The sequence below is a fragment of the Francisella sp. AG1 genome (assembly GCF_057683165.1).
Map to the genome: position 1 here is coordinate 1015508 of NZ_CM173135.1, position 22382 is coordinate 1037889.

Here is a 22382-nt window from a genome sequence, read left to right on the forward strand (position 1 = left end):
TTAATCTGATAATATTATGCTAAAGACGTGAGTAATAGCATCAGATAAATTATCAAAAGAATTATTTACTTTTCTTAAAATTCTTTTAAAATTGGCCCAAATTTTTTCTATAGGATTTAAATCAGGAGAATAAGCAGGAAGGTATAGTATCTGTATATCAAACTTCTCTGCTATTTTAGCCAATTTAGGAGACTTATGAAAACTAGCATTATCCATAACAACAGTAGTCTTTGGAATTAACTCAGGACATAAATGCTTTTCAAACCACTGATTAAAAATTTGAGTATCTGTATATCCAGTATACTCTAGCGGTGCTATAATCTTCTTTTCTAAATAGTTATAACCAGCAACTATACTTTTTCTCTGAGTTTGATAAGCAATAACTTCACCATAGCTAGGTTTACCAACAAGAGACCATCCTCTTAGTACAGACTGTTTATTATCCATACCCATTTCATCTAAATATACAAGTTTGTTAGGTTCAATAGTCTCAACAACCTCTATAAAACTTTGCCTATCTTGTTCTTTTCTTTGCTTATATTTAGGTGTCTTTTTTTAAAACTAAAACCAAGTCTGGTAAGACAATCATAAAATGTGCTTCTAGGTATTTCAGGAGCTAATGCTTCTCTAATATCTAAAGCCATTGCATCTGGATATGTTCTTAAGTAGCTTTCTATCGCTTCCTTATCTGTAAAGGTTGCTACTCTACCGCAACCCAAGCCTTGCTTAGATTTATAATCACCAGTTGTCTCGTATAAGTTTATCCAAGATCTAGTAGTACGGATATCTATATTAAAAAAATTACTTAGCTCTTTGTCTGTTAGGCCTTCTTTATATTTAGTTATTACGATATCTCTGAAATCTTGGCTATATGATGACATTTTTTCTAAATATTATAACATTATTGTCAAATAACTATCGGATTAACTATATTTTTATTATTTTTCGATAATGCTCCTCCAATATGTTCTAACAATAAAAAAAGTAAGATAGTTACTCCTGCTATCAAAAATGGAAATGGATAATCTATATTTAGTTCTGTAAAATCGCTTGATGAGTCACCTAGCATATGAATTAAACCAGCGCCTAAAAACACACCACTTGCTAAAGCATCTCCTATCGGAAAATTAAATCCTCTTGGATTATTTGCTTTTTTAATAAAAGGAAATAATCCAGAGACAGCTGTGACAAATAAAATTACAAGCAATACTATTAACTGAAAGTTATTCATCTTTTAGACCTCTTCATTATTTGATTCAAACCAGTTGGGGAATGGATCTGTTATATTTGCATATTTTTCTGGATTATCCCAATATTCTTTAATCAAACAGTCATCTAAGACAGCTTTGATTTGACTATCACTCATCTGATCTTTTAAACCTATAAATACTATCTCTTGTCTTTTATCACCACTTATATCATTCCATCTATCTTTTAGCATTTGTTGAAATTCTGGAGTATTTGGCCATTGAGCTTTGTCGATGCTAGCCCACCACATTCCCATACCTTGATGTCTAACTAAACTACCTGCTTGAGAAATTTCTCCAACATAGTCTGGTCTGGTTGCTAACCAAAAAAAACCTTTTGCTCGCACTACTCCTGGCCAGTCATCAACATTATTAAAAAAGTTCATTATTTTGACAGGATCAAAAGGATTTATTGAGTTATAAACAAAAGATCTAATTCCATATTCTTCAATCTCTGGTACATGTTCTTTAAAATTATAAAGTTCTTTACTCCATAAAGGATGTTTTTCAGCTTCTTCTAAATTAAATTTCTTAGTATTTATAACTTTACTTATTACAACTTCTGAGAAATTTGTTTCTATAATCTCAGAATCAAAATTTAAACCTTTGATTATAGACTTGATTGTTTTCTTCTCCTCTTTAGAACAATTATCAATCTTATTTAGAATAATAACATTAGCAAACTCTATCTGTTCAACCATAAGATCAACTATCGCACGATCATCTTCTTCCCCTAAATTTTCATTAGTATTTATTAAATATTCCGATGAACTATAATGATTCATGAAATTAACACTATCTACTACCGTAACCATAGTATCAATATAAGCAACATCTGCTAGACTCCTACCCTCTTCATCTCTAAATTCAAAAGTTGTAGCTACAGGTAATGGCTTAGAAATACCTGTACTTTCGATAATTAAATAATCATATTTTTGTGATTTTGCTAATTTTTCAACTTCAACAAGTAGATCTTCTCGTAAAGTACAACAAATACATCCATTTGAAAGTTCTACCATTTTAGCCTCTGTTTTTGAAATATATGAGTCATGGCTTTTGATAAGCTCTGCATCAATATTAATCTCGCTCATATCATTAACAATCATCGCTATTTTCAAACCGTTGCTATTATTAAGAATATTACTTAATAAAGTAGTTTTTCCAGCCCCTAAAAAGCCTGATATAGTTAATCCGATAGTTATTTGACAATAATGTTATAATATTTAGAAAAAATGTCATCATATAGCCAAGATTTCAGAGATATCGTAATAACTAAATATAAAGAAGGCCTAACAGACAAAGAGCTAAGTAATTTTTTTAATATAGATATCCGTACTACTAGATCTTGGATAAACTTATACGAGACAACTGGTGATTATAAATCTAAGCAAGGCTTGGGTTGCGGTAGAGTAGCAACCTTTACAGATAAGGAAGCGATAGAAAGCTACTTAAGAACATATCCAGATGCAATGGCTTTAGATATTAGAGAAGCATTAGCTCCTGAAATACCTAGAAGCACATTTTATGATTGTCTTACCAGACTTGGTTTTAGTTTTAAAAAAAGACACCTAAATATAAGCAAAGAAAAGAACAAGATAGGCAAAGTTTTATAGAGGTTGTTGAGACTATTGAACCTAACAAACTTGTATATTTAGATGAAATGGGTATGGATAATAAACAGTCTGTACTAAGAGGATGGTCTCTTGTTGGTAAACCTAGCTATGGTGAAGTTATTGCTTATCAAACTCAGAGAAAAAGTATAGTTGCTGGTTATAACTATTTAGAAAAGAAGATTATAGCACCGCTAGAGTATACTGGATATACAGATACTCAAATTTTTAATCAGTGGTTTGAAGAGCATTTATGTCCTGAGTTAATTCCAAAGACTACTGTTGTTATGGATAATGCTAGTTTTCATAAGTCTCCTAAATTGGCTAAAATAGCAGAGAAGTTTGATATACAGATACTATACCTTCCTGCTTATTCTCCTGATTTAAATCCTATAGAAAAAAATTTGGGCCAATTTTAAAAGAATTTTAAGAAAAGTAAATAATTCTTTTGATAATTTATCTGATGCTATTACTCACGTCTTTAGCACAATATTATCAGATTAACTATAATACTGTAACAGGTAACTTTTTCATTTATTAGCTCCATTAGATTTTTAGTCTCAACAAGATAATACACAAAAATATAAAATGTTACAATATAACATATTAATAATATGTTATAATAATACATTATAGTTTTATACTTACCATAATATGAATAATTATCTCAAAGATGCTCGGGGATATTGTGAAAGAAATAAATATCGCTTTACAGAACCAAGACAGCAGGTCTTACAAGCAATTATTATGCAAAACGCTCCAATAACTGCTTATGATATTTTAAAACTATTATCTATAGAGAAAAATGTTAAGCCACCAACCATATATAGAGCTATTGATTTTTGGTCAAAACACAATTTTATACATAGAGTTGAAAGTCTTAATGCTTATATAGTATGTAACCTTACTCATAAACATCAAGGAACACAAATTATTATTTGTAACCAGTGTAAAGTAACTAAAGAAATATGTTTAGATGACTTTAAAATTATTACAAAACTTAAGGAATCAGAGTCTTTTAAAGTATCAAATTGGAATATTGAGATTTATGGTTTGTGCGAAAACTGTACTTAATTTTATAAAAAAATAGCTATTATTTTGATTAGAATCATCATAAATAATCTAAAACTAATGAAACTTAATATTTTTCATTTATTTTCTGTATACTATATCAATAAAATATTTTTTGCTGTTAAAAATATAATGTCTATTTTTTGGGTTTTTAACAGCATAAAAAGAAGACAAGTACAAAGCTGTATGAAACAAATAAGTAAAGGATTAGATTTAATAAAGTTACTTTTGTTAGTACTTTCCTTTAGTATAGTTTATACAGCTTTTCCTACAGCTAATATAGGCATTAGCTCAAATCAAGTAACTATTAGTAATAACTGTAATACTACTAGTACGCCATCTTTATCATCTACAATAAATTGTAATAGTAGTAATCTTGTCGCATTTTTAATGCAATTTAAGCAACCTTTAAAAGCTTATCATCTTGTTGGTGCTTCATTTATCAAAATGATTTCATGTTTAAGTTTTTTGTTAATCGAACGCATCTATCGACCACCAAGAGCCTATTTTGTTGTCAATTTTAAATAACAATATTTAATCATTTAGCCTATTATGCTAGTGATTGTTAATTTTATAATATAGAAAACAAAAAGGTAATTTATATGTTACAAGAAACAAAGTTATTACATAACTTTATAGTCAAATCTTATATTTTTTTACTACTTGGGATGGGCATGTTGTTGTCTAGTTTTGCTAATGCTACAACGACTCAAGAAAATAAACTAGCTAATGATATTGTGCCAGGCTCAATGAGTCTAGCTAATATTAACATATTAAATCATGATAGTGTCGATCAAAATTTTCAACTACAAATTAAAACCATTGATAAAAATACTTTAATGGCGATATGGCAGATTATGCCTGGTAATTATTTATATTTAAAAAATTTTAGTTTTTATAGTTTATTACCTCAAAAAGCTAATATACGAAAAGTAACCTTTCCAAAAACATATCAGATTAAAAATGACCCTTTTTATGGAATGGTAAAAATTTATAAGAATTATGTAAATATCATACTGAAAATCAAGAAAACTAATGTAGGTAATAATGTACTACCATTAATTATTGCATACCAGGGTTGTTCTGAAAGCGGTATCTGCTTTGCGCCAGTACAACAGAAATTTAATATTGATTTGTCAGTTATTGGTAAAACTTATCAAGGTAAAGTTTATCATGGAGCTTTACCTAAATCTCTACAAGAGAAATTAGATGTTACACATTCTAACTTCGATAAAACTAATGACTACACAAAATTCTTAGACAATACAAATATTATTTGGGCATTTTTTATATTCTTTGGCTTAGGACTGTTATTAACATTTACTCCTTGTGTTCTACCTCTTTTGCCAATCATATCAAGCATTGTAACCGGTCAGAAACAACTAACGACAACAAAAGCATTTAGCATTTCTCTATTTTATGTTTTAGGAATGTCAATAAGCTATGCAGTAGTTGGTGTCTTAGCTGGAACTTTTGGTGGAGGTATTCAAAATATATTACAAACACCTTGGGCAATTACTGCTATGTCGTTACTATTTATAATTATGGCTATAGCAATGTTTGGTGTTTTTGAATTAAAAGTACCTTCTTTTATATTAAGCTCAGTAAATAACTTAAGTAATAAGCAAAAAAGTGGTACCTATATTGGCGTATTTATAATGGGTATATTATCAACATTAATAGTCTCAACTTGCGTAACAGCACCTTTGGTTGCCGTATTAGCATATATTAGTTATTCGGGTAATGCATTTTATGGAGGTACTATTTTATTTGCTATGGGATTAGGTATGGGAGTACCTATTTTAATTGTAGGTACTACCAGTGGTTCAATTTTACCTAAAGCTGGTAACTGGATGCATATGATTAAACATCTATCTGGGTTTATGTTACTTGGGTTAGCTATTTATATGTTATCAAAAATTATTCCGTCAGGATTTAGCTTATTATTAACTAGTTTCTTAGTTTTAAGTCTAGCTATTTATCTAGGCACATTTGGCTTTAATATAAAAACTAAATGGGCTAAAGTTAGACAATTTTTAGCTTATGTTTTTTTAGTGTATGGTAGTGCATTACTAATTGGATTTTTGATGGGCAATACAAGTATCATTACTCCTTTAATGACATCTGCTCAATCAAAACAACAGCCACAATTGGATTTTCAACATGTCACTAATACAAAACAATTAAATGAGGTCTTACAACAAGTAAAAAGCCAAGGTAAACCTGTTCTTGTAGATTACTATGCTAACTGGTGCCTAGATTGTCAGTATATGAAACATACAACTTTTTCAGATCCCAAGGTGATTGATAAGCTCAAAAACTACAAATTAATTCAGGCAGATGTGACAGAAGTTGGACAATATAGTAGTCAACTTTTGAAAGAGTTTGATCTCTTTGGACCACCTAGTGTAATTGTTTTTAATCAGAAAGGTGAGAAAGAAAAAAAACTTGTTGGTAAAGTGGATGCTAAGCAGTTACTAAAGGAGATTTAAAAATGAATATTTACATTTTCTTTTAGTGATTCTGATTTTGCGTACAAATATTTATAATAATAAGTGATATTACGTCCTGTAGAAATTCCAATAATTATTCCTGTTATAATCATCGCAAATAACCTAAAACTACTTAATAAAGTAATCTCCCAATGAGCATCTATAGAATAATGTATAAAAAATTCTAGACCGAAAATTACTAACAACATGACCAGCATAGAAATATCTCCTGGTGTTTGTATTAACTGCTGTGATTTATAGTTAATCTGATAATATTATGCTAAAGACGTGAGTAATAGCATCAGATAAATTATCAAAAGAATTATTTACTTTTCTTAAAATTCTTTTAAAATTGGCCCAAATTTTTTCTATAGGATTTAAATCAGGAGAATAAGCAGGAAGGTATAGTATCTGTATATCAAACTTCTCTGCTATTTTAGCCAATTTAGGAGACTTATGAAAACTAGCATTATCCATAACAACAGTAGTCTTTGGAATTAACTCAGGACATAAATGCTCTTCAAACCACTGATTAAAAATTTGAGTATCTGTATATCCAGTATACTCTAGCGGTGCTATAATCTTCTTTTCTAAATAGTTATAACCAGCAACTATACTTTTTCTCTGAGTTTGATAAGCAATAACTTCACCATAGCTAGGTTTACCAACAAGAGACCATCCTCTTAGTACAGACTGTTTATTATCCATACCCATTTCATCTAAATATACAAGTTTGTTAGGTTCAATAGTCTCAACAACCTCTATAAAACTTTGCCTATCTTGTTCTTTTCTTTGCTTATATTTAGGTGTCTTTTTTTAAAACTAAAACCAAGTCTGGTAAGACAATCATAAAATGTGCTTCTAGGTATTTCAGGAGCTAATGCTTCTCTAATATCTAAAGCCATTGCATCTGGATATGTTCTTAAGTAGCTTTCTATCGCTTCCTTATCTGTAAAGGTTGCTACTCTACCGCAACCCAAGCCTTGCTTAGATTTATAATCACCAGTTGTCTCGTATAAGTTTATCCAAGATCTAGTAGTACGGATATCTATATTAAAAAAATTACTTAGCTCTTTGTCTGTTAGGCCTTCTTTATATTTAGTTATTACGATATCTCTGAAATCTTGGCTATATGATGACATTTTTTCTAAATATTATAACATTATTGTCAAATAACTATCGGATTAACTATATCACCTTTAACACTAATAGCGCTTTTATTTACTATTGTGCTAATGTTTTCTACAAAAGGTGATCAAATTATCAATTTACCTTTTCAGGTAATAAAAGTGGCTATTCCTCTTTTAATATACTTTTTAGCTATGTTTTTAATTTCATTTTGGATGTCTTATAAGCTTAAAGCAAACTATGAGCAATCAGCTTCATTAAGTTTTACAGCAGCTTCAAATAATTTTGAACTAGCAATTGCTGTAGCTATATCAGTATTTGGTATAAATTCTATCCAAGCTTTTGTTGGTATAATTGGACCTTTAGTTGAAGTGCCTGTTCTTATAAGCTTAGTCAATGTAGCTCTATGGATTAAGAAAAAATATTATGGATAATTTAAAAATTATTCTGGGCACTTATATACAGACCCTGTTACTGTATAATTAGTCTGTTGATATCCACCAGAACCATCTCCAAGTCCACCTGTATTACCAGCCTGGCTAGAGATTAACTGAATATAATTCCCACCCATTTGAGCTGCTTGATTTCTAATCTCATTATATGCACCATTTTGCAAATTATTATTAGAAGTAAAACCACCTGTAAAAAAATTTCCTTGGCTGCTTGTCACAGTATTTATAAATTTACACTTTTTTGCAGCAGCAGCTGTTGATATTTGAACTCTCTGAGCAACTGGACTCAATTCAATTGAAGAGCATGATGCTAATCCTAAGCTTAATAATAAAATTCCTACATTTTTTTTCATGTTACTTTACTTTTCCTTTAAATTTTAACAAATTATGGCAATATTCATAAGCTGGGTGCCCTGACAAATAGCCCCTGAATTATGAATACTAATTATAACGTAATTATAAGGTAAGGATAAATATTTTTTTTCCATCGTCGCTGTTTGGATATATTGACCAATAACTTGGCCTGCTCTAATTTTATCACCTGGTTTAACAAGCCATTCATACAAACCACCTTCTGAAGCTTTTATATGTTTATAATTATTTATATTATTATGGATTATATTCTTATGTAGTCTATCTATTTGAAATGGAGAATCTATAATATCTTTTGATTTTAAGTAATTCAAAATTCCTTGGCTTTGCATTTTAGCATCTTCAAAATTTATATATTCTTCAGACCCTAATTCAAGTGTATATGCTTCTTTCAAAACATTCTCATCTCGACCTTGTTTTTTAAACTCTTGAGCCAGGTGCCACCAAGGGCAAAATATAGCTTCATCTAAGGCGCCTGTAGTTTTATCATTATCTATAACCAAAGTATGCTTATAGCCAAATTTTTCAGCCAATACTTTAGTAAATTCAGCTGTATATAAATATGTAATAGCATTAGTATCTGTATGCAAATCTAATACATAATCTGCTTTTTGAGCTTCATATTGTGCTATTAAATTAAGCCTTCTAGCGCGTGATAGCTCCCATTCATTAGCAAGCTCTTTTTTGATTTCATTTTGAAGCATATTTTCAAAAGCTTTTTTATATGTTTCTATTGATGAGTTAATATGTTTTTCTACAAACTTGGTATAATCAATTTTAGAATTATTATAATATCTATTCCAATTATCTCCAGTTGCTAAGTCAAACCTGCCTTGATGCCCTGCTCCAATAAGATTATCTCTACTAATTGGATTACATTGAGGTATCATATATATACTTCCTTTAGGCTGATATTTTTTAAAATATTCTAAGAGATCAAGCATTACGGTATTACCTTGTAGTTCTGATGCATGCATACTCGCCTGTAAATATACACTAGGGGATTTTGGATCTATACCATTAATCGTGATTTTATCTATATAGATATTTTGACCTGTTGATGATTGACTAACTTTTATTTTTTCTTTTGAAATATAGCTCATTATTATTTCTGTTGAACATCAATAATATAATTTTATTACATTTCTCTAAAAAAATTATAATTTTGCTCTTAATTTTTTAAAAATTAAATATCTACATGATTATTCTAAAATGCTAAAATTAAATATTTATATATATAATATCCAAAATTTAATGATAAAAGTTACAAGCTTTAACGCTAATGGTATTCGTGCAGCTACACGTAAAGGTTTTTGGGACTGGTTTAAAACCCAAAATATAGATTTTTTATGTATCCAAGAAACAAAGGCTCAATTTCATCAACTTGAAGGAGATAGTCAATATTTTCCTGAAGGCTATTGCTATGATTTTAAAGATGCTATAAAAAAAGGATATAGCGGTACAGCTATTTATGCGAAAAAAAAACCTTTAAAAATCATCAAAGAAATTGGATTAGATTGGGCTGATGCTGAAGGCCGCTATATCCAATTTGATTATGAAAAATTTAGTATTGCTAGTTTATATCTACCAAGTGGCTCTAGTGGTGATATACGCCAAGAATACAAAATGCAATTTCTTGAAAAATATAAAGAAATACTAGCAAAACAAGTTAAATCTGGTCGTGACTTTATAGTATGTGGCGACTTTAATATTGTCCATAAAGAGATTGATATTAAGAATTGGAAATCAAATTATGGTAAAACTTCTGGAGTATTACCAGAAGAGCAAGCTTGGCTTGATCATGTTTTTGATGATTTAGGTTGGGTTGATACTTTTAGAGTAATTAATCATGAGCCTTTGCAATATACATGGTGGTCAAATCGTGGTCAAGCTCGTACGAATAATGTAGGTTGGAGGATTGATTACCATATATCAACCCCTACTTTAAAAGATAAAGTTGTATCTAAATCTGATTATGTTTATAAAGAAAACTGGTTCTCAGATCATGCTCCTTTGACTATTAGCTATGATTATAAAATATAAGGAGGAATAAATAATGAAAAAGTTTTTACTTACATCATCTTTTGTTGATGTTTCACATTTATTAAAAAATTTTATTGATGAAAAATTAATAAATAAACAAATAGCATTTATCCCAACAGCAAGCATTCCGGAACAATATAAAGCTTACGTTGAAAATGATAGAAAAGCTTTTGAAAAATTAGGTTTAACTATTAAAGATTTGGATATATCAAACTCTTCTAAAGAATTAATTGAAGAAACACTTAAGAACTCAGACATTATATATATTTCAGGTGGAAATGCATTTTATTTACTCCAAGAGTTAAAAAAATCTGGAGCAGATAAAATCATAATAGAAGAGGTAATAAAAGGAAAACCATATATTGGAGCTTCCGCAGGTTCTATTATTATGGTACCAAATATTAATTATAGTGAAAAAATGGATGATAAAAGTAAAGCTATAGAATTAAATAACTATGATGCTTTAGGTTTAATTGATTTTTATCCTGTACCACACTATACAAACAGCCCATTCAAAGAAGTTGTTGATGAAATATTAAGTGACTATAGAGATAAACTTAATTTAATTCCGATAAGTAATATTGAAGCAATAGAAGTTAATGGCCATAATATAAAAATAATTGGGAAATAATAACTCTCTTAAGGTATATAATATGCCAAACGCTTATATATTCTCAGGCTTACCAGGTGTGGGTAAAACAAGCTTAGCTAAACTACTTGCAAAGAATATCCCTAATACTATCTATTATAGGATAGATACAGTTGAATATTATTTAAACAAATCATACCCTCAAAAACTAACAAAACAAGGATATGAACTAGTATATTATCAAGCAAAAGATAATCTTGAACTTGGTAAAAGTGTAATTATAGATTGTTGCAACCCTATCCAAGAATCTCGGGACTTGTGGAAGTCATTATCACATATAAATAATATAAAAGTTATAAATATAGAAGTCATTTGTAGCCATAAACAAATCCATCAAAATAGAATAGAAACTAGACATAAAGTTAATCCAAACAAGTACCCCAACTGGCAAGCTGTATTGGATAGAAAATATAGCCCCTGGAATCAAAAGGTGGTTACTATTGATACATCATATGATAACAAAGAGATTTCTCTTAGAATCTTAAAAAATTTTTTAAAGGACTAATATAAATTATGAGAAGTAAAATTTTTTCTAAAATATTAATATTTTTTATGGTACTTTCACCTATTGATATTTTTGCAAATGATATCACACAATATAATATTTTTTTAATACCAGATCAAAGTACTAAAACATATATAAATAGTTTCAACCATCTTGCGAATGAAAATGGTTTATATAAAAAATATGCTATAACCCCTTTTAGTAGCAACCACCCTGTTCACCTAAGCTTATATCTAACTAGTTTTAAGAAGGATTATTTAGAAAATATTTTTGAACAAATTAATAGCATTGCTAATACAACAAAGCCTTTCTATATAACAACTAATAAAATAACTGTTGGTAAAAGTGGCTTTGTGATGTTAAATGTTAATAATACTCAAGTTTTACAAAATTTATCTAATCGTGTAATTACACATTTAAATAAATATAGAAATAGAGATTACCCTATACCTAATTGGGTTAAATATTATCCAGATAAACAAAAATCATTTGAAAAATATGGTAGTCCAAATGCATTCAAACAGTTTAATCCACATTTTAGTATATTAGCAAAGAATTTAGAAAGTAATAAGATTAAACAAAATTTTGTAAATGAGTTTAACAAAGTAATAAAATCATTTAATCCGCAACCTAAAAAATTTAAAATTATAGGAATTGGTTTTGGTAAAGTTGATAATAATGGACAACTAACTAAAACTCTACATATTTACAAACTAAACAGTTAGAACATATGTCAGGTTTATAATTGTTTTCTAATTACCTCATATTTATAAATATTACGGCTAATAAAAATTCATACAGATTAACTGTATAAACTACTAATAAATAATATTTTATAAGGATAAAGCCTATAATTAATTTAATCAAATACCTCTTTATTATTTGCTGTAAACCATATGTATAATTTTTTTTTTTTGATAGACTAACGTCCCAATTTGAAAAATTCATAATAAGTTTTTCGAGATTAATTTTAATAAAAATTTGGATTCTACAACAATGGAATTACTACTATCTGATTATAATAAATTTTTATCTCCTTATTTAATGGGTGGATTTAAAAAAGACTCTTTTGATATAAGAAAAATCATCTATGGAGAAGAAAACATCAAAGCTTCATTAAATATTACTGAATATTTTATGCCATCTGATGGGAAGTATCACTTTACAGCTTTTCATACTCAACTAATAGTAAGCCAACTGTTAATCCTTCATATGTGTTTACGTAAAGAATTTAAACAAAAACCAGGAGAAACTTATATGAGAGATTTTTCAATGAAATTAGTTAGATCAATTCATAAAGTAGATAATATTGAAATAGTGCTTAACTTAAAAAAAATAAGAGATATGGCAAATGGTGTCTATGTATCTTATACTTTTAACGTTGATAAAGGAGCATTTTTAGGAAATTGCTCAGCATTACAGCTTTGTTAATACTTATTTATGAATAGTATTGTTTTTATTGCTGCTTCATCACGTTATTTTGAGCAATATAATTGGCGTAATTTAATAGTTAATAATTTTAAAAAAGTAATAATAACAGGGTCAGAACTTAATAAAGACTACCCTGTAGATCAAATTCATATTTGCCCAATTAATCAAATAAAAGGCGAACCGAATGCTTACTTTGATTATGAATCAATTAAATTGATTATAGATAATCTCTCAAAATCTAATGATAAAATCATTTTAACTTGTATAGATGAAGCAAATATTTTAAATGTAGCAAAGCTACGAGAACATTTTAATTTTTCTGGGCCTAAAGTAAAAGATGTTTTTCCTTTTACTAATAAAGCTATTATGTACGATCTATTAACAAAATATAATATTCGCATACCTAAATCATATGTTATTAATAATCAAAAGTTTAACGATTTAAAAAAAATATTAGGGATTCCATTTATTATAAAACCACAATCCTCCTCAGGAGCTTTTGGAGTAGAATTAATAGAGTCTTATAATGATTTTACGAATATAAAGCTAAACAAAAAATTTAATTATATTGCATCTGAATATATTAAAGGAGAGCTTTATCATTGCGATCTCCAATACAAAGAAGGTCAAGTGGTTTTTTCATCTGTCGGGCATTATTTAAACCCATTATTTGAGTTTTTACAAGGTAAAAATATTGGCTCTATAGTTTTAAGGTTAGACTCTACAGAAAGATATTTAATTACTAGTTTTTCAGATTATATAATAAGAAAATTATGTAAAAATCCTACAGGAAGTTTCCATATAGAGATCTTCATAAACAATAAAAATGAATTAGTTTTTCTAGAAGCTGCATATAGACCTCCAGGAGGTGCAATAATTCCTCTGTATGAAAAAGCTTATGGCGTAAACTTGTGTAACCAGGATATTTATATTTTATTAGGAAAGAATATACCAAATATCCAATATTTAAATCCACACTTTATTGTTGCTGCTCCGACAAAAAAAGGAAAAATTAAAGGTATTATTAATCCTAAAATCAGCTCTACATTTAATATAAGAAAGTATATAAATATAGGTGAGCGTTTTGATAGTCCAAATTCAATTGCTGATAAAGCTCTAAAGTTAGATGCTTATAATGATAATTACGAACAGTTATATAAAGATTATCTAAGCCTCAAAGATCATAATTTTCTAAAATAAAATATTTAAAATAAAGGTAAATAATGTATAAAAAATACTTAGCTGACCCATATATGAAAGCATTTTATCAAGAATCGCTTATGTCACAAAATCCTAATAAAAACAATATACCATTTATTTTTGAGCTAAAAGGTATTCTAAATAAAAATATTTTACGCAAAGCTGTAATATATTTATTCTCAACATGGTTTAAAGAAATTGGAGGGAATTTTTCCAAGAATAAGCAAGGAAAAATTTTTATAAATATACCAGAAAAATTTAAACTTATATTTGATGAAAAAACTATTAACTCAAATGAAAATTTAAAGCTCTATGTAAAACAAATGGTTGAATTACCTTTCGATATCATAAATGAACCTTTATATAGGTTCGGGTTATACAATAAAAATATTTGTAATAATAAACATATTTTTATTATGCATTTTCATCACTCTATTTATGATGAAAACTGTGTCCCTTATATGATTAATAATTTATCAAATATTTATAATGCATTTTTAAACAAAGAAGACTTTATTTTAGAAAGTTCTCCTTCATTATCAACTTGGTTAAAAAATAACAGAGAAATTAAAAACAAACACCAAAAAAAAATTTTTTGGACAGAGTTTCTCTCTGGATATGATCTGCACACTCCTCTTAATTTTAATAGAGGTTTAAAAAACAGCCCCATTATGGCTAAAAAAAACTTTAAATTACCTGACGAAGTTAAAAAACAATTCACTAAATTTTGCTGGAAATTAAAGAGTACAGAGTTCATTGTTAGCGGTGCTATATTTGGTATATTACTACAGAAACATATAACTAAAAAAAAATTTACTATTGCATATCCTATAAGCAAACATCCATCAGGTAAAAAAAACATGCCTGGATGTTTTGTAAATACCCTACCGATGAAGTTTTCATTTTATGAAAACTTAAATTTCATAAAATTAGTTCAGTCCCTAAATCATCAAAGAAAATCCGTGAAGGATTACTCAGACTATATGACTACAGATATTATTCATGATTATCGGCAAAATAATAAAACAAGTAGTAATAATAATTTATTAAATATAATACTCTCTTCTAGTTGTTTGAATCACAATATGCTTGGACTTGAAGGTATTAAATGCTCAGGAGGACTCTTTGGCGGTGATATCTTTTCTAACTGGTATGAGTTAAATGATGATTGTGATCTTTCTTTTATTATGGACCATAGAAATGGAAAAACTAGCTTTTCCATTCATTATAATAAAATCCTATTAAATAATTTTATGGAGGATTTTGAAGCTGTTTTTCTTCATATATTAGAACAAGTTATTGCTTTTCCTAAAACTCTTATTAGTTCATTACAACTACTTCCTAGTAATAAATTAATTGAATATTTTGATCGAGGAAAAGGTCTTGAAAAAAAAATATTATCAAAATCAATAATAGATGACTTTGAATCTCAGGTATCTATTAGCCCTTCTAATTGTGCTGTTATAGACGATGATATAAAATATAACTATTTAGAATTGAATGAATTTGCTAATAATATTACCTATACTCTTTTGGGAAGAAAATCTACAGAAAATAAGATTATAGCTATTTGTTTACCTAGAGGAATAGAATTAATCGCTGCTATTTTAGCTGTTTTAAAATCAGGAGCGGCATATCTACCTTTAGATCCAAATGCCCCAGAAGAGCATCAAAAAAATATTATTAATCAATCAGGAGCAAGTTTAGTTATAACAAATAAGCAGCTACAAAAACTATTTAATTTTTGTTCAGAATGCTTTATTGATATTAAGTTCTCTATGACAAATAATCAAACCAGTAAAATAACAATACCTCAAAGAAAAATAAATTCTTTAGCTTATGTTATTTATACATCTGGATCCACAGGAATACCTAAAGGAGTTATGATTGAAGATAAAGGAATATGTAATTTATCTCAATGGTATAAAAATTATTTTTTACTAAAAAAAGAAGACTGTGGAAGTCAGTTTGCATCGCAAGCATTTGATACTTTCGGCTGTGAAATTTGGCCTTTTTTATTAAATGGTGCAAGTATAGGTATAATTAAAGAAGAGTTAAAATTTGATATTAAAACTCTTGTTCATTCTTTAAAGAGAATGGCTATTACTATTTGTGACTTACCAACATCACTATCCAACTCATTTTTAACTGCTAATTTATCCGAATTAACTAAACTTAGAGCCGTAAAATTTGGTGGGGAGAAACTATATACACTACCCAATAAAGTTTATAATTTTTCAATTATAAACTCATATGGTCCAACAGAAGGAACAATTGAAGCAACATTTTCAAATTTATATAAAGCTGGGAGAAGCTCAACTAGTCTATTAAAAATAAATCCTGCAGTAATTGGCCGTCCAATACAAAATGTTAGTACTTATATTTTAGATCATAATCAACACCTTTTGCCTGTTGGAGTTTGTGGTGAAATATATCTTTCAGGTATTGGTTTGATGCGAGGATATCATAATGTTTCTAGTAGAGACAGGATATTTGAGATAGAGTTATTGCCTGGAAAAATTTTAAGTATGTATAAAACTGGTGATATAGGTCGTCTATTAATAGATAATCAAATTGAGTATATAGGCAGAAATGATAAGCAAGTTAATATTCGTGGATATCGTATTGAACTTAGTTCAATTGAAAATATGCTATACAATATAAAAGGCGTAATAAATGCTGCTGCTGTAATTAAACAAGTTGATACTAATTCAATTTTGATTGGTTATATACAGCTAAAAGTTAAAAGCAGTATTAATAAAATCAAAATTTTTGAAAAACTTTCTAAAGAATTCCCTTCCTACTGGTTACCTCATAAAATCATCATCTTAAATGAAATTCCTTTAACTGTAAGAGGAAAAGTAGACTACAAAAAATTGAATGCTTTACCATTTCAAGAAGAAAATATAGATCAAAGAGTAATGACAAAAAATGAAAGAGAAATAGCCATTATTTGGGGTTCAGTTTTAAAAGAAGATATTGATATTTTATCTCCAGATTTACATTTCTATTCTCAAGGAGGCTCTTCGCTTTTATTAATGGAGTTACTAATTAGACTAAGTGATTATTTCGATATAAATTTAACTTTATATGATCTAATTAATGCTAACACTATTGCTAAGCAAGCTATATTAATTCAGAATAATTTAAAGAAAGAAACAAAAGAATGGATTTGCTTCCATTATAATAAAAATAAAATTCCCATTATACTTTTACCTCCAAGAGGTGCTGGACAAGAATCTTATGCTAATTTTGCTAAATTGTTTAAAGGACACTCACTTTATGGAATAGAATCACATAACCTATTTTGTAAAAAAGATGAAAATATCACTTCTTTAGAGCTACTTGCTGCACAATATATTAAGATACTTAAACAACATATTCCTAATGGTACATATAAATTAGCTGGTTGGTCACTAGGAGGAAATATTGCTCAAGAAATGGCTAGGCAACTAGAAATACAGGGTGATAGTGTTTATGGCATATACCTTCTTGATGCTATTGTATTAGATGATTATGAAGTTAAATTATCAGAAAAATTAGAACCTATTATTGAAAATATTTTGATTAACTCTGAAAAATTTTCAAAACTTGAAGAGCAAGCAAAAAAGCATTTACTACAAGTAAAGAAAATAGAAAATAAACTTTATATCGAACATTCTCATAAACGATGTAATGCTCCTTGCTGGTTATTTAAAGCAAAGAAATATATTTATCCTACTACTTATACCTCTTATGAAAAAGAACAAATAGACAAGTTTTATGCAAGAATGAAAATGAAAAAGACAAATGGCTGGGATGTTATTTTAAATAAAATAAAAATTATACCTATTGATGCAAGCCATAAAAATATTTTAGAAATACCACATGCTAAAAAAATAGCTGCAATCTGTATGAGAGAAACTATAAATGTTTGAATTCAATTGGAAAAATCTAGATCACTTAAAAGGCAATACAATTGCTCTTAATATATCAAATAATCATTATAGCTATAGCTTTATCTATGATAAAGCAGTAGCTATAGCTAGCTTATTATTATCAAAAAATATCAAAAGAGTCAGCTGTAATTTACCAAATAGTTGGGAGTTAATGGCTTGCTATGTCGCATGTATAAAAGCTGGTGTAACTCTTTTACCAGTCTCTCAACTAACTGCAAAAACTGAATATAATAATATTATAATTAGCTTTAATATTGATGCTGAGCTTATAGTTAATACAAATAATATTACTACTCTGAGATTAACGAAGAAAAAGAAATATGGCAATGAAAATTCTTTGGAAGATCTAATAAATAAAAAAATTATTTCAGATGACCTTATAGGTGATTTTAACCAAGAAAACATAGCTTTAATCCTATTAACATCAGGAAGTACAGGAAAGCCTAAAGGAGTTTTACATTCTTATCGTAGTATTAAGTTTAATCTAAAAAACTGGCAACAAGTATTAGATTTAAAAAAAGAAAGTAAGTTCTTTACTAATCATGGGGTTCTTCTTATTTTAGCTTCATTTTTTTCAGGAGCGGAACTTACTCTTCCTCCTAGTGATTTAGGTAAATCTGATTTGTTAGATTATATAGCTCAAGCTCAACCGAATATTATATTTATGATGCCAAGCTTTTATGTGAAATTAGCTAAGCAACTACTCAAAAAAACTATTAAACCTTTAAATATAAGCTACTTATTGACAGGTGGAGATCAATTACCTACCTGGGTCCATAAAACTATAAAAGAAAAGTTATATAAATCCATAAATTTTGGCTATGGTATGACAGAAATACCATTAATTTCTGTAAATCTTAAAGGTAATAAGTTGGTTGATAAAAACAATAATGTTGGTAAACCATTAGAAGGTATTGAAGTAAGTATACTACCAAATGGAAATATTACTGTTTCAAGCGAAGGTCTTTTTTCTGGGTATGAAATAAATGGTAAAAAATATAGTAATGTTCTCAAAAATGGTTTTTTTATAGCTGAGGATATTGGTTTTTTGGATGAAAATAATATTTTATTTCTGATTGGTCGATCTAATCAAATGATAGAAACTATAGGAAAAGAGTTAATTAATAGTAATGAAATAGAGCATTGGTCAAACCTATACCATAGCATCCAAAGAACATGTCTTATAATAAAAAAGAATTCCTCTTTAAACAAAAAAGAATTATATTTTTTTTTAGAAACTACAAACGATAAACTAAATATTAATAAATTTAAAAACAGTATTATTAAACAATTTTCTTTAGCATGCCCTTCCCAAAATATAAAAATTATTATTCAAGAAAAATTACCGGATAATAATGCAGGAAAAATAGATAGGTTATTATTAAATACTTTTACACACAAATACTAGCTTCATAAAATAATATGAAGTTTAAAACCTAAATATTAAACTCATTCGCTTTAATAGAATGAAATAAAAAAACTACTTACTAAAACCCTACATATTTACAAGCTAAACAGTTAAAATTGTAGCTAAAGATAAATTAAGGAAATAAATAATGAGTAATACACATTTTGATGTAATAAGTTTAGGTGGTGGATCTGGTGGTGTAGCATCAGCTGTACAAGCTGCTAAATTTGGTAAAAAAGTAGCAATTATAGAAAAACTGCAATTAGGTGGTACTTGTGTTAATCGAGGTTGTGTTCCTAAAAAAGCAATGTTTTATGGTGCTATGATTGCAGAGCAATTAAAGCATGATGTTGCCGGATATGGTTTTGATGTTGATGTAAAGGGTTTTGATTGGGCTACCCTTAAAGCTAAAAGAGCTAAGTATATTGGTAATATTCATGGATTTTATGATAAGTTGTTAGAAAAGTGGAATATTACTCACTTTAATAATTGGGGTAAATTTAAAGACAATAAAACGATAGAATTAGATGATGGCTCTGTGCTTACGGCAGATAATATATTTATTTCTCCTGGCGCTTATCCGATTGTTCCAAAGGATATTGAAGGTGCTGAATTAGGCATAACTTCTGATGAATTTTTTGAATTAGATGACACTCCTAAAAAAGCTATAATTGTTGGTGGTGGCTATATAGGTGTTGAAATTGCTGGAGTGCTAAATGCCCATGGTACTGATACTACTATCATAGTTCGTCGTGATAAACCCTTAATGGAATTTGATAATGATATTAGTAATGTACTTGTGGAGTGCATGGAGATGACTAATATGAATATTATAAATCATACTAATATCACTAAAGTAGAAAAAACTGGCAATACTCTTAGAATTACAACAGATACAAATAAAATACTAGAAAATGTAGATACTCTAATCTGGGCAACAGGTCGCGCACCAAATACTCATAATATGGGAATAGAAAACACTGATATAAATATCTCAGCCAAGGGAGTAATTCCTGCTAATGAGTATCAAGAAACTAATGTAGAAGGTATCTACTCTATTGGCGATGCCTCTGGTGGTGCTCAACTTACACCTGTTGCTATTGCTTGTGGACGTAGGCTTGCTCGTAGACTTTTCAACAATGAAGTTGGTTTGAAACCTAAATTAGAGTATATCCCAACTGTTATATTCTCTCACCCGGCTATTGGTACTGTTGGTCTTACTGAGAAAGAAGCCGCTGAAAAACATGGTAAAGAAAATATAAAAATTTATAAATCTCGTTTTACAAACTTATATTGTGCTATCTCTGGCCATAGAATGCCAACTGTTATGAAGCTAATTGTAACAGGAAATAACGAAACAGTTATAGGCTGTCACATGATTGGTTTGAATGTTGATGAAATGCTTCAAGGTTTTGCTGTTGCTATAAATATGGGAGCAACTAAACAAGATTTTGATGACACAATAGCCATCCATCCTACAAGCTCTGAAGAGCTTGTAACTATGGTCTAAAATATAATGAAACAAAATAAAAAACAATCTATTATTCATGTATCTATTCTTGTAAAAGATTATGATGAAGCAATTAATTTTTATATAAATAAGTTGGGCTTTGATTTAATAGAAGATACATATCAACCTAAACAAAATAAGAGGTGGGTATTAGTATCTCCCAAAAACTCAAATGGTTTTTCTTTATTATTAGCTAAAGCATCTAAAGATGAACAAAATAATTTTATAGGCAACCAAGCTGGTGGTCGTGTATTTTTATTTCTACAGACTACTGATTTTTGGGATGATTATAATAGAATGAAATCACTCGATATTGAATTCGTAAGACCACCCTCTGAAGAAGAATATGGTTTAGTCGCAGTATTTAAAGATTTATATGGGAATTTATGGGATTTATTGCAGTTTAGCAACGAAGATTTAATTCCATCCTACTAGCTCTGAAGAGCTGGTGACACTGATTTAACAATAAGGAAATATTATGTATAAATTATATTCAATCGCAGGCTCTTGCTCTACGGGAATAACTGTTCTTTTGGAAAAACTCGGAGTTGATTATAAAGTTATTCAACGTAACGATATCGATAACTATTCAGAGATAGTCCCTACTAATCAGGTTCCAGCCTTAGTTGTAAAAGATGATTTAATAATAGCTGAAGGTGCAGCTATTGCTTTATATCTATTAGAAAAACATTGTCAAAGGTTTAAAAAAATGGAACTTGATCATAAAGCCAAATTCTATCAAAAGCTAATATTTAATTATGCTACTCTTCACCCTTCTTATAGCAAAATAATGACTCTAACTAGAATATCAGAAAATAAAGATATCAAACTAATGCAAAAACTTGCTGACAAAGTTTCTGATTTATGGCTTATAGTTGATAAATACTTAGCTGAGAATCAATACATGTTTGGCCAGGAATCAACTATTATAGATTACTTAATAACCATATACACTAAATGGAATGAAAAATATATCCCAGAAGTTAATATTATAACAGGAGATAATGTTAACCGTCTTGCTAAACAAATATCTAACACCCCAGAATTTATTGCAGCATATCAAAAAGAAAATATAGAATATTGATTCTGTAAGGAAAATATATGTTATTAACTAAACCCATACTTTTGGTAAAAAAGAAATTCTAGAACATAAAGGTCTAGTGACTGGGGTAATTGTACGTACTCCTACCATTACACAAGGCATTCTTGATGTTTAAAAAATATTATAGGTGATAAAAATAGCTACTACATAAATGTTTGTAAGAAGGCTAGATTGCATGCTACACAAAAAATGATATCTTAAGCAAAGTGTGGTACAGAAGTTTT

At 28.6% G+C, this 22382-nt stretch carries 20 protein-coding genes and 3 pseudogenes; 17 read left to right on the plus strand and 6 right to left on the minus strand.

Annotated elements, in window-relative coordinates; translation table 11 throughout:
• From ACR0PV_RS05240 to ACR0PV_RS05250, 3 genes and pseudogenes are all read right to left on the minus strand, one after another.
• Positions 1-881, minus strand: a protein-coding gene (locus ACR0PV_RS05240) for an IS630 family transposase (protein ID WP_488173903.1) whose coding sequence is annotated in 2 segments (ribosomal slippage) — positions 1-557 and positions 557-881 — 882 coding nt in all. Because the reading frame shifts where the segments join, the coding sequence is not laid out codon by codon here.
• Between the two features lie 53 nt (positions 882-934).
• Positions 935-1231: pseudogene (locus tag ACR0PV_RS05245) on the minus strand (ZIP family metal transporter); the annotation flags it as partial.
• Between the two features lie 3 nt (positions 1232-1234).
• Positions 1235-2449 carry a GTP-binding protein gene (locus tag ACR0PV_RS05250; protein WP_488173959.1) on the minus strand — a complete coding sequence of 405 codons (1215 nt, stop codon included), beginning with the start codon at positions 2447-2449 and terminating at the stop codon, positions 1235-1237.
• Between the two features lie 30 nt (positions 2450-2479).
• On the opposite strand from ACR0PV_RS05250, the gene ACR0PV_RS05255 reads away from it, so the two are divergent.
• From ACR0PV_RS05255 to dsbD, 4 genes are all read left to right on the plus strand, one after another.
• Positions 2480-3276, plus strand: a protein-coding gene (locus tag ACR0PV_RS05255; protein WP_488173904.1) for an IS630 family transposase whose coding sequence is annotated in 2 segments (ribosomal slippage) — positions 2480-2804 and positions 2804-3276 — 798 coding nt in all. Because the reading frame shifts where the segments join, the coding sequence is not laid out codon by codon here.
• Positions 3277-3511: 235 nt separating this feature from the next.
• The gene (locus tag ACR0PV_RS05260) at positions 3512-3931 is read left to right on the plus strand and encodes a transcriptional repressor (RefSeq protein ID WP_488173905.1); all 420 of its coding nucleotides are present in this window, start codon (positions 3512-3514) and stop codon (positions 3929-3931) included.
• A 183-nt stretch (positions 3932-4114) separates the two neighbouring features.
• On the plus strand, positions 4115-4456 hold the full coding sequence (locus tag ACR0PV_RS05265) for a hypothetical protein (protein ID WP_488173906.1): 342 nt from the start codon (positions 4115-4117) through the stop codon (positions 4454-4456).
• 74 nt (positions 4457-4530) lie between these two features.
• A complete protein-coding gene (gene dsbD, locus ACR0PV_RS05270) occupies positions 4531-6420 on the plus strand; it encodes a protein-disulfide reductase DsbD (RefSeq protein WP_488173907.1) in 1890 nt (629 codons plus the stop codon).
• 261 nt (positions 6421-6681) lie between these two features.
• On the opposite strand, the gene ACR0PV_RS05275 is transcribed toward dsbD, so the two are convergent.
• Positions 6682-7562 (minus strand): IS630 family transposase gene (locus ACR0PV_RS05275; protein WP_488172186.1). Its coding sequence is split into 2 segments (ribosomal slippage): positions 6682-7238 and positions 7238-7562, totalling 882 coding nucleotides; the frame shifts between segments, so codons are not numbered across the junction.
• A gap of 48 nt (positions 7563-7610) precedes the next feature.
• Between ACR0PV_RS05275 and ACR0PV_RS05280 the strand changes: the two are divergent.
• Positions 7611-7982: pseudogene (locus tag ACR0PV_RS05280) on the plus strand (arsenic resistance protein); the annotation flags it as partial.
• An 8-nt stretch (positions 7983-7990) separates the two neighbouring features.
• Here ACR0PV_RS05280 and ACR0PV_RS05285 read toward each other — a convergent pair.
• The gene (locus ACR0PV_RS05285) at positions 7991-8353 is read right to left on the minus strand and encodes a DUF4156 domain-containing protein (RefSeq protein ID WP_488173908.1); all 363 of its coding nucleotides are present in this window, start codon (positions 8351-8353) and stop codon (positions 7991-7993) included.
• 24 nt (positions 8354-8377) lie between these two features.
• Positions 8378-9478: a hypothetical protein gene (locus tag ACR0PV_RS05290; RefSeq protein ID WP_488173960.1), complete on the minus strand. Its 1101-nt coding sequence runs from the start codon at positions 9476-9478 to the stop codon at positions 8378-8380.
• 148 nt (positions 9479-9626) lie between these two features.
• Here ACR0PV_RS05290 and ACR0PV_RS05295 point away from each other — a divergent pair, with 148 nt between their 5' ends.
• The 12 genes and pseudogenes from ACR0PV_RS05295 to ACR0PV_RS05350 all read left to right on the plus strand — a co-directional run.
• Positions 9627-10415 carry an exodeoxyribonuclease III gene (locus tag ACR0PV_RS05295; protein WP_488173961.1) on the plus strand — a complete coding sequence of 263 codons (789 nt, stop codon included), beginning with the start codon at positions 9627-9629 and terminating at the stop codon, positions 10413-10415.
• 13 nt (positions 10416-10428) lie between these two features.
• A complete protein-coding gene (locus ACR0PV_RS05300) occupies positions 10429-11046 on the plus strand; it encodes a Type 1 glutamine amidotransferase-like domain-containing protein (RefSeq protein WP_488173909.1) in 618 nt (205 codons plus the stop codon).
• A 22-nt stretch (positions 11047-11068) separates the two neighbouring features.
• Positions 11069-11569: a P-loop nucleotide/nucleoside kinase family protein gene (locus tag ACR0PV_RS05305; protein ID WP_488173910.1), complete on the plus strand. Its 501-nt coding sequence runs from the start codon at positions 11069-11071 to the stop codon at positions 11567-11569.
• Positions 11570-11577: 8 nt separating this feature from the next.
• A complete protein-coding gene (locus ACR0PV_RS05310; RefSeq protein ID WP_488173911.1) occupies positions 11578-12294 on the plus strand; it encodes a 2'-5' RNA ligase family protein in 717 nt (238 codons plus the stop codon).
• A gap of 271 nt (positions 12295-12565) precedes the next feature.
• Entirely contained in the window at positions 12566-13000 is a 435-nt protein-coding gene (locus tag ACR0PV_RS05315) for a hypothetical protein (RefSeq protein WP_488173912.1), read from the plus strand.
• A 9-nt stretch (positions 13001-13009) separates the two neighbouring features.
• Positions 13010-14200: an ATP-grasp domain-containing protein gene (locus tag ACR0PV_RS05320; protein WP_488173913.1), complete on the plus strand. Its 1191-nt coding sequence runs from the start codon at positions 13010-13012 to the stop codon at positions 14198-14200.
• Between the two features lie 53 nt (positions 14201-14253).
• A complete protein-coding gene (locus tag ACR0PV_RS05325) occupies positions 14254-18117 on the plus strand; it encodes an amino acid adenylation domain-containing protein (protein ID WP_488173914.1) in 3864 nt (1287 codons plus the stop codon).
• Complete coding sequence (locus tag ACR0PV_RS05330; RefSeq protein WP_488173915.1) at positions 18110-19546, plus strand: class I adenylate-forming enzyme family protein; 1437 nt, start codon at positions 18110-18112, stop codon at positions 19544-19546. The genes ACR0PV_RS05325 and ACR0PV_RS05330 overlap by 8 nt, the downstream gene beginning before the upstream one ends.
• Before the next feature lie 148 nt (positions 19547-19694).
• The gene (gene gorA / locus ACR0PV_RS05335) at positions 19695-21056 is read left to right on the plus strand and encodes a glutathione-disulfide reductase (protein WP_488173916.1); all 1362 of its coding nucleotides are present in this window, start codon (positions 19695-19697) and stop codon (positions 21054-21056) included.
• A gap of 6 nt (positions 21057-21062) precedes the next feature.
• Positions 21063-21491: a VOC family protein gene (locus ACR0PV_RS05340; RefSeq protein WP_488173917.1), complete on the plus strand. Its 429-nt coding sequence runs from the start codon at positions 21063-21065 to the stop codon at positions 21489-21491.
• Between the two features lie 43 nt (positions 21492-21534).
• The gene (locus tag ACR0PV_RS05345) at positions 21535-22140 is read left to right on the plus strand and encodes a glutathione S-transferase family protein (RefSeq protein ID WP_488173918.1); all 606 of its coding nucleotides are present in this window, start codon (positions 21535-21537) and stop codon (positions 22138-22140) included.
• Positions 22141-22195: 55 nt separating this feature from the next.
• A pseudogene (locus ACR0PV_RS05350) lies at positions 22196-22353 on the plus strand (heavy metal-binding domain-containing protein); the annotation flags it as partial.
• Between the last annotated feature and the right edge of the window lie 29 nt (positions 22354-22382).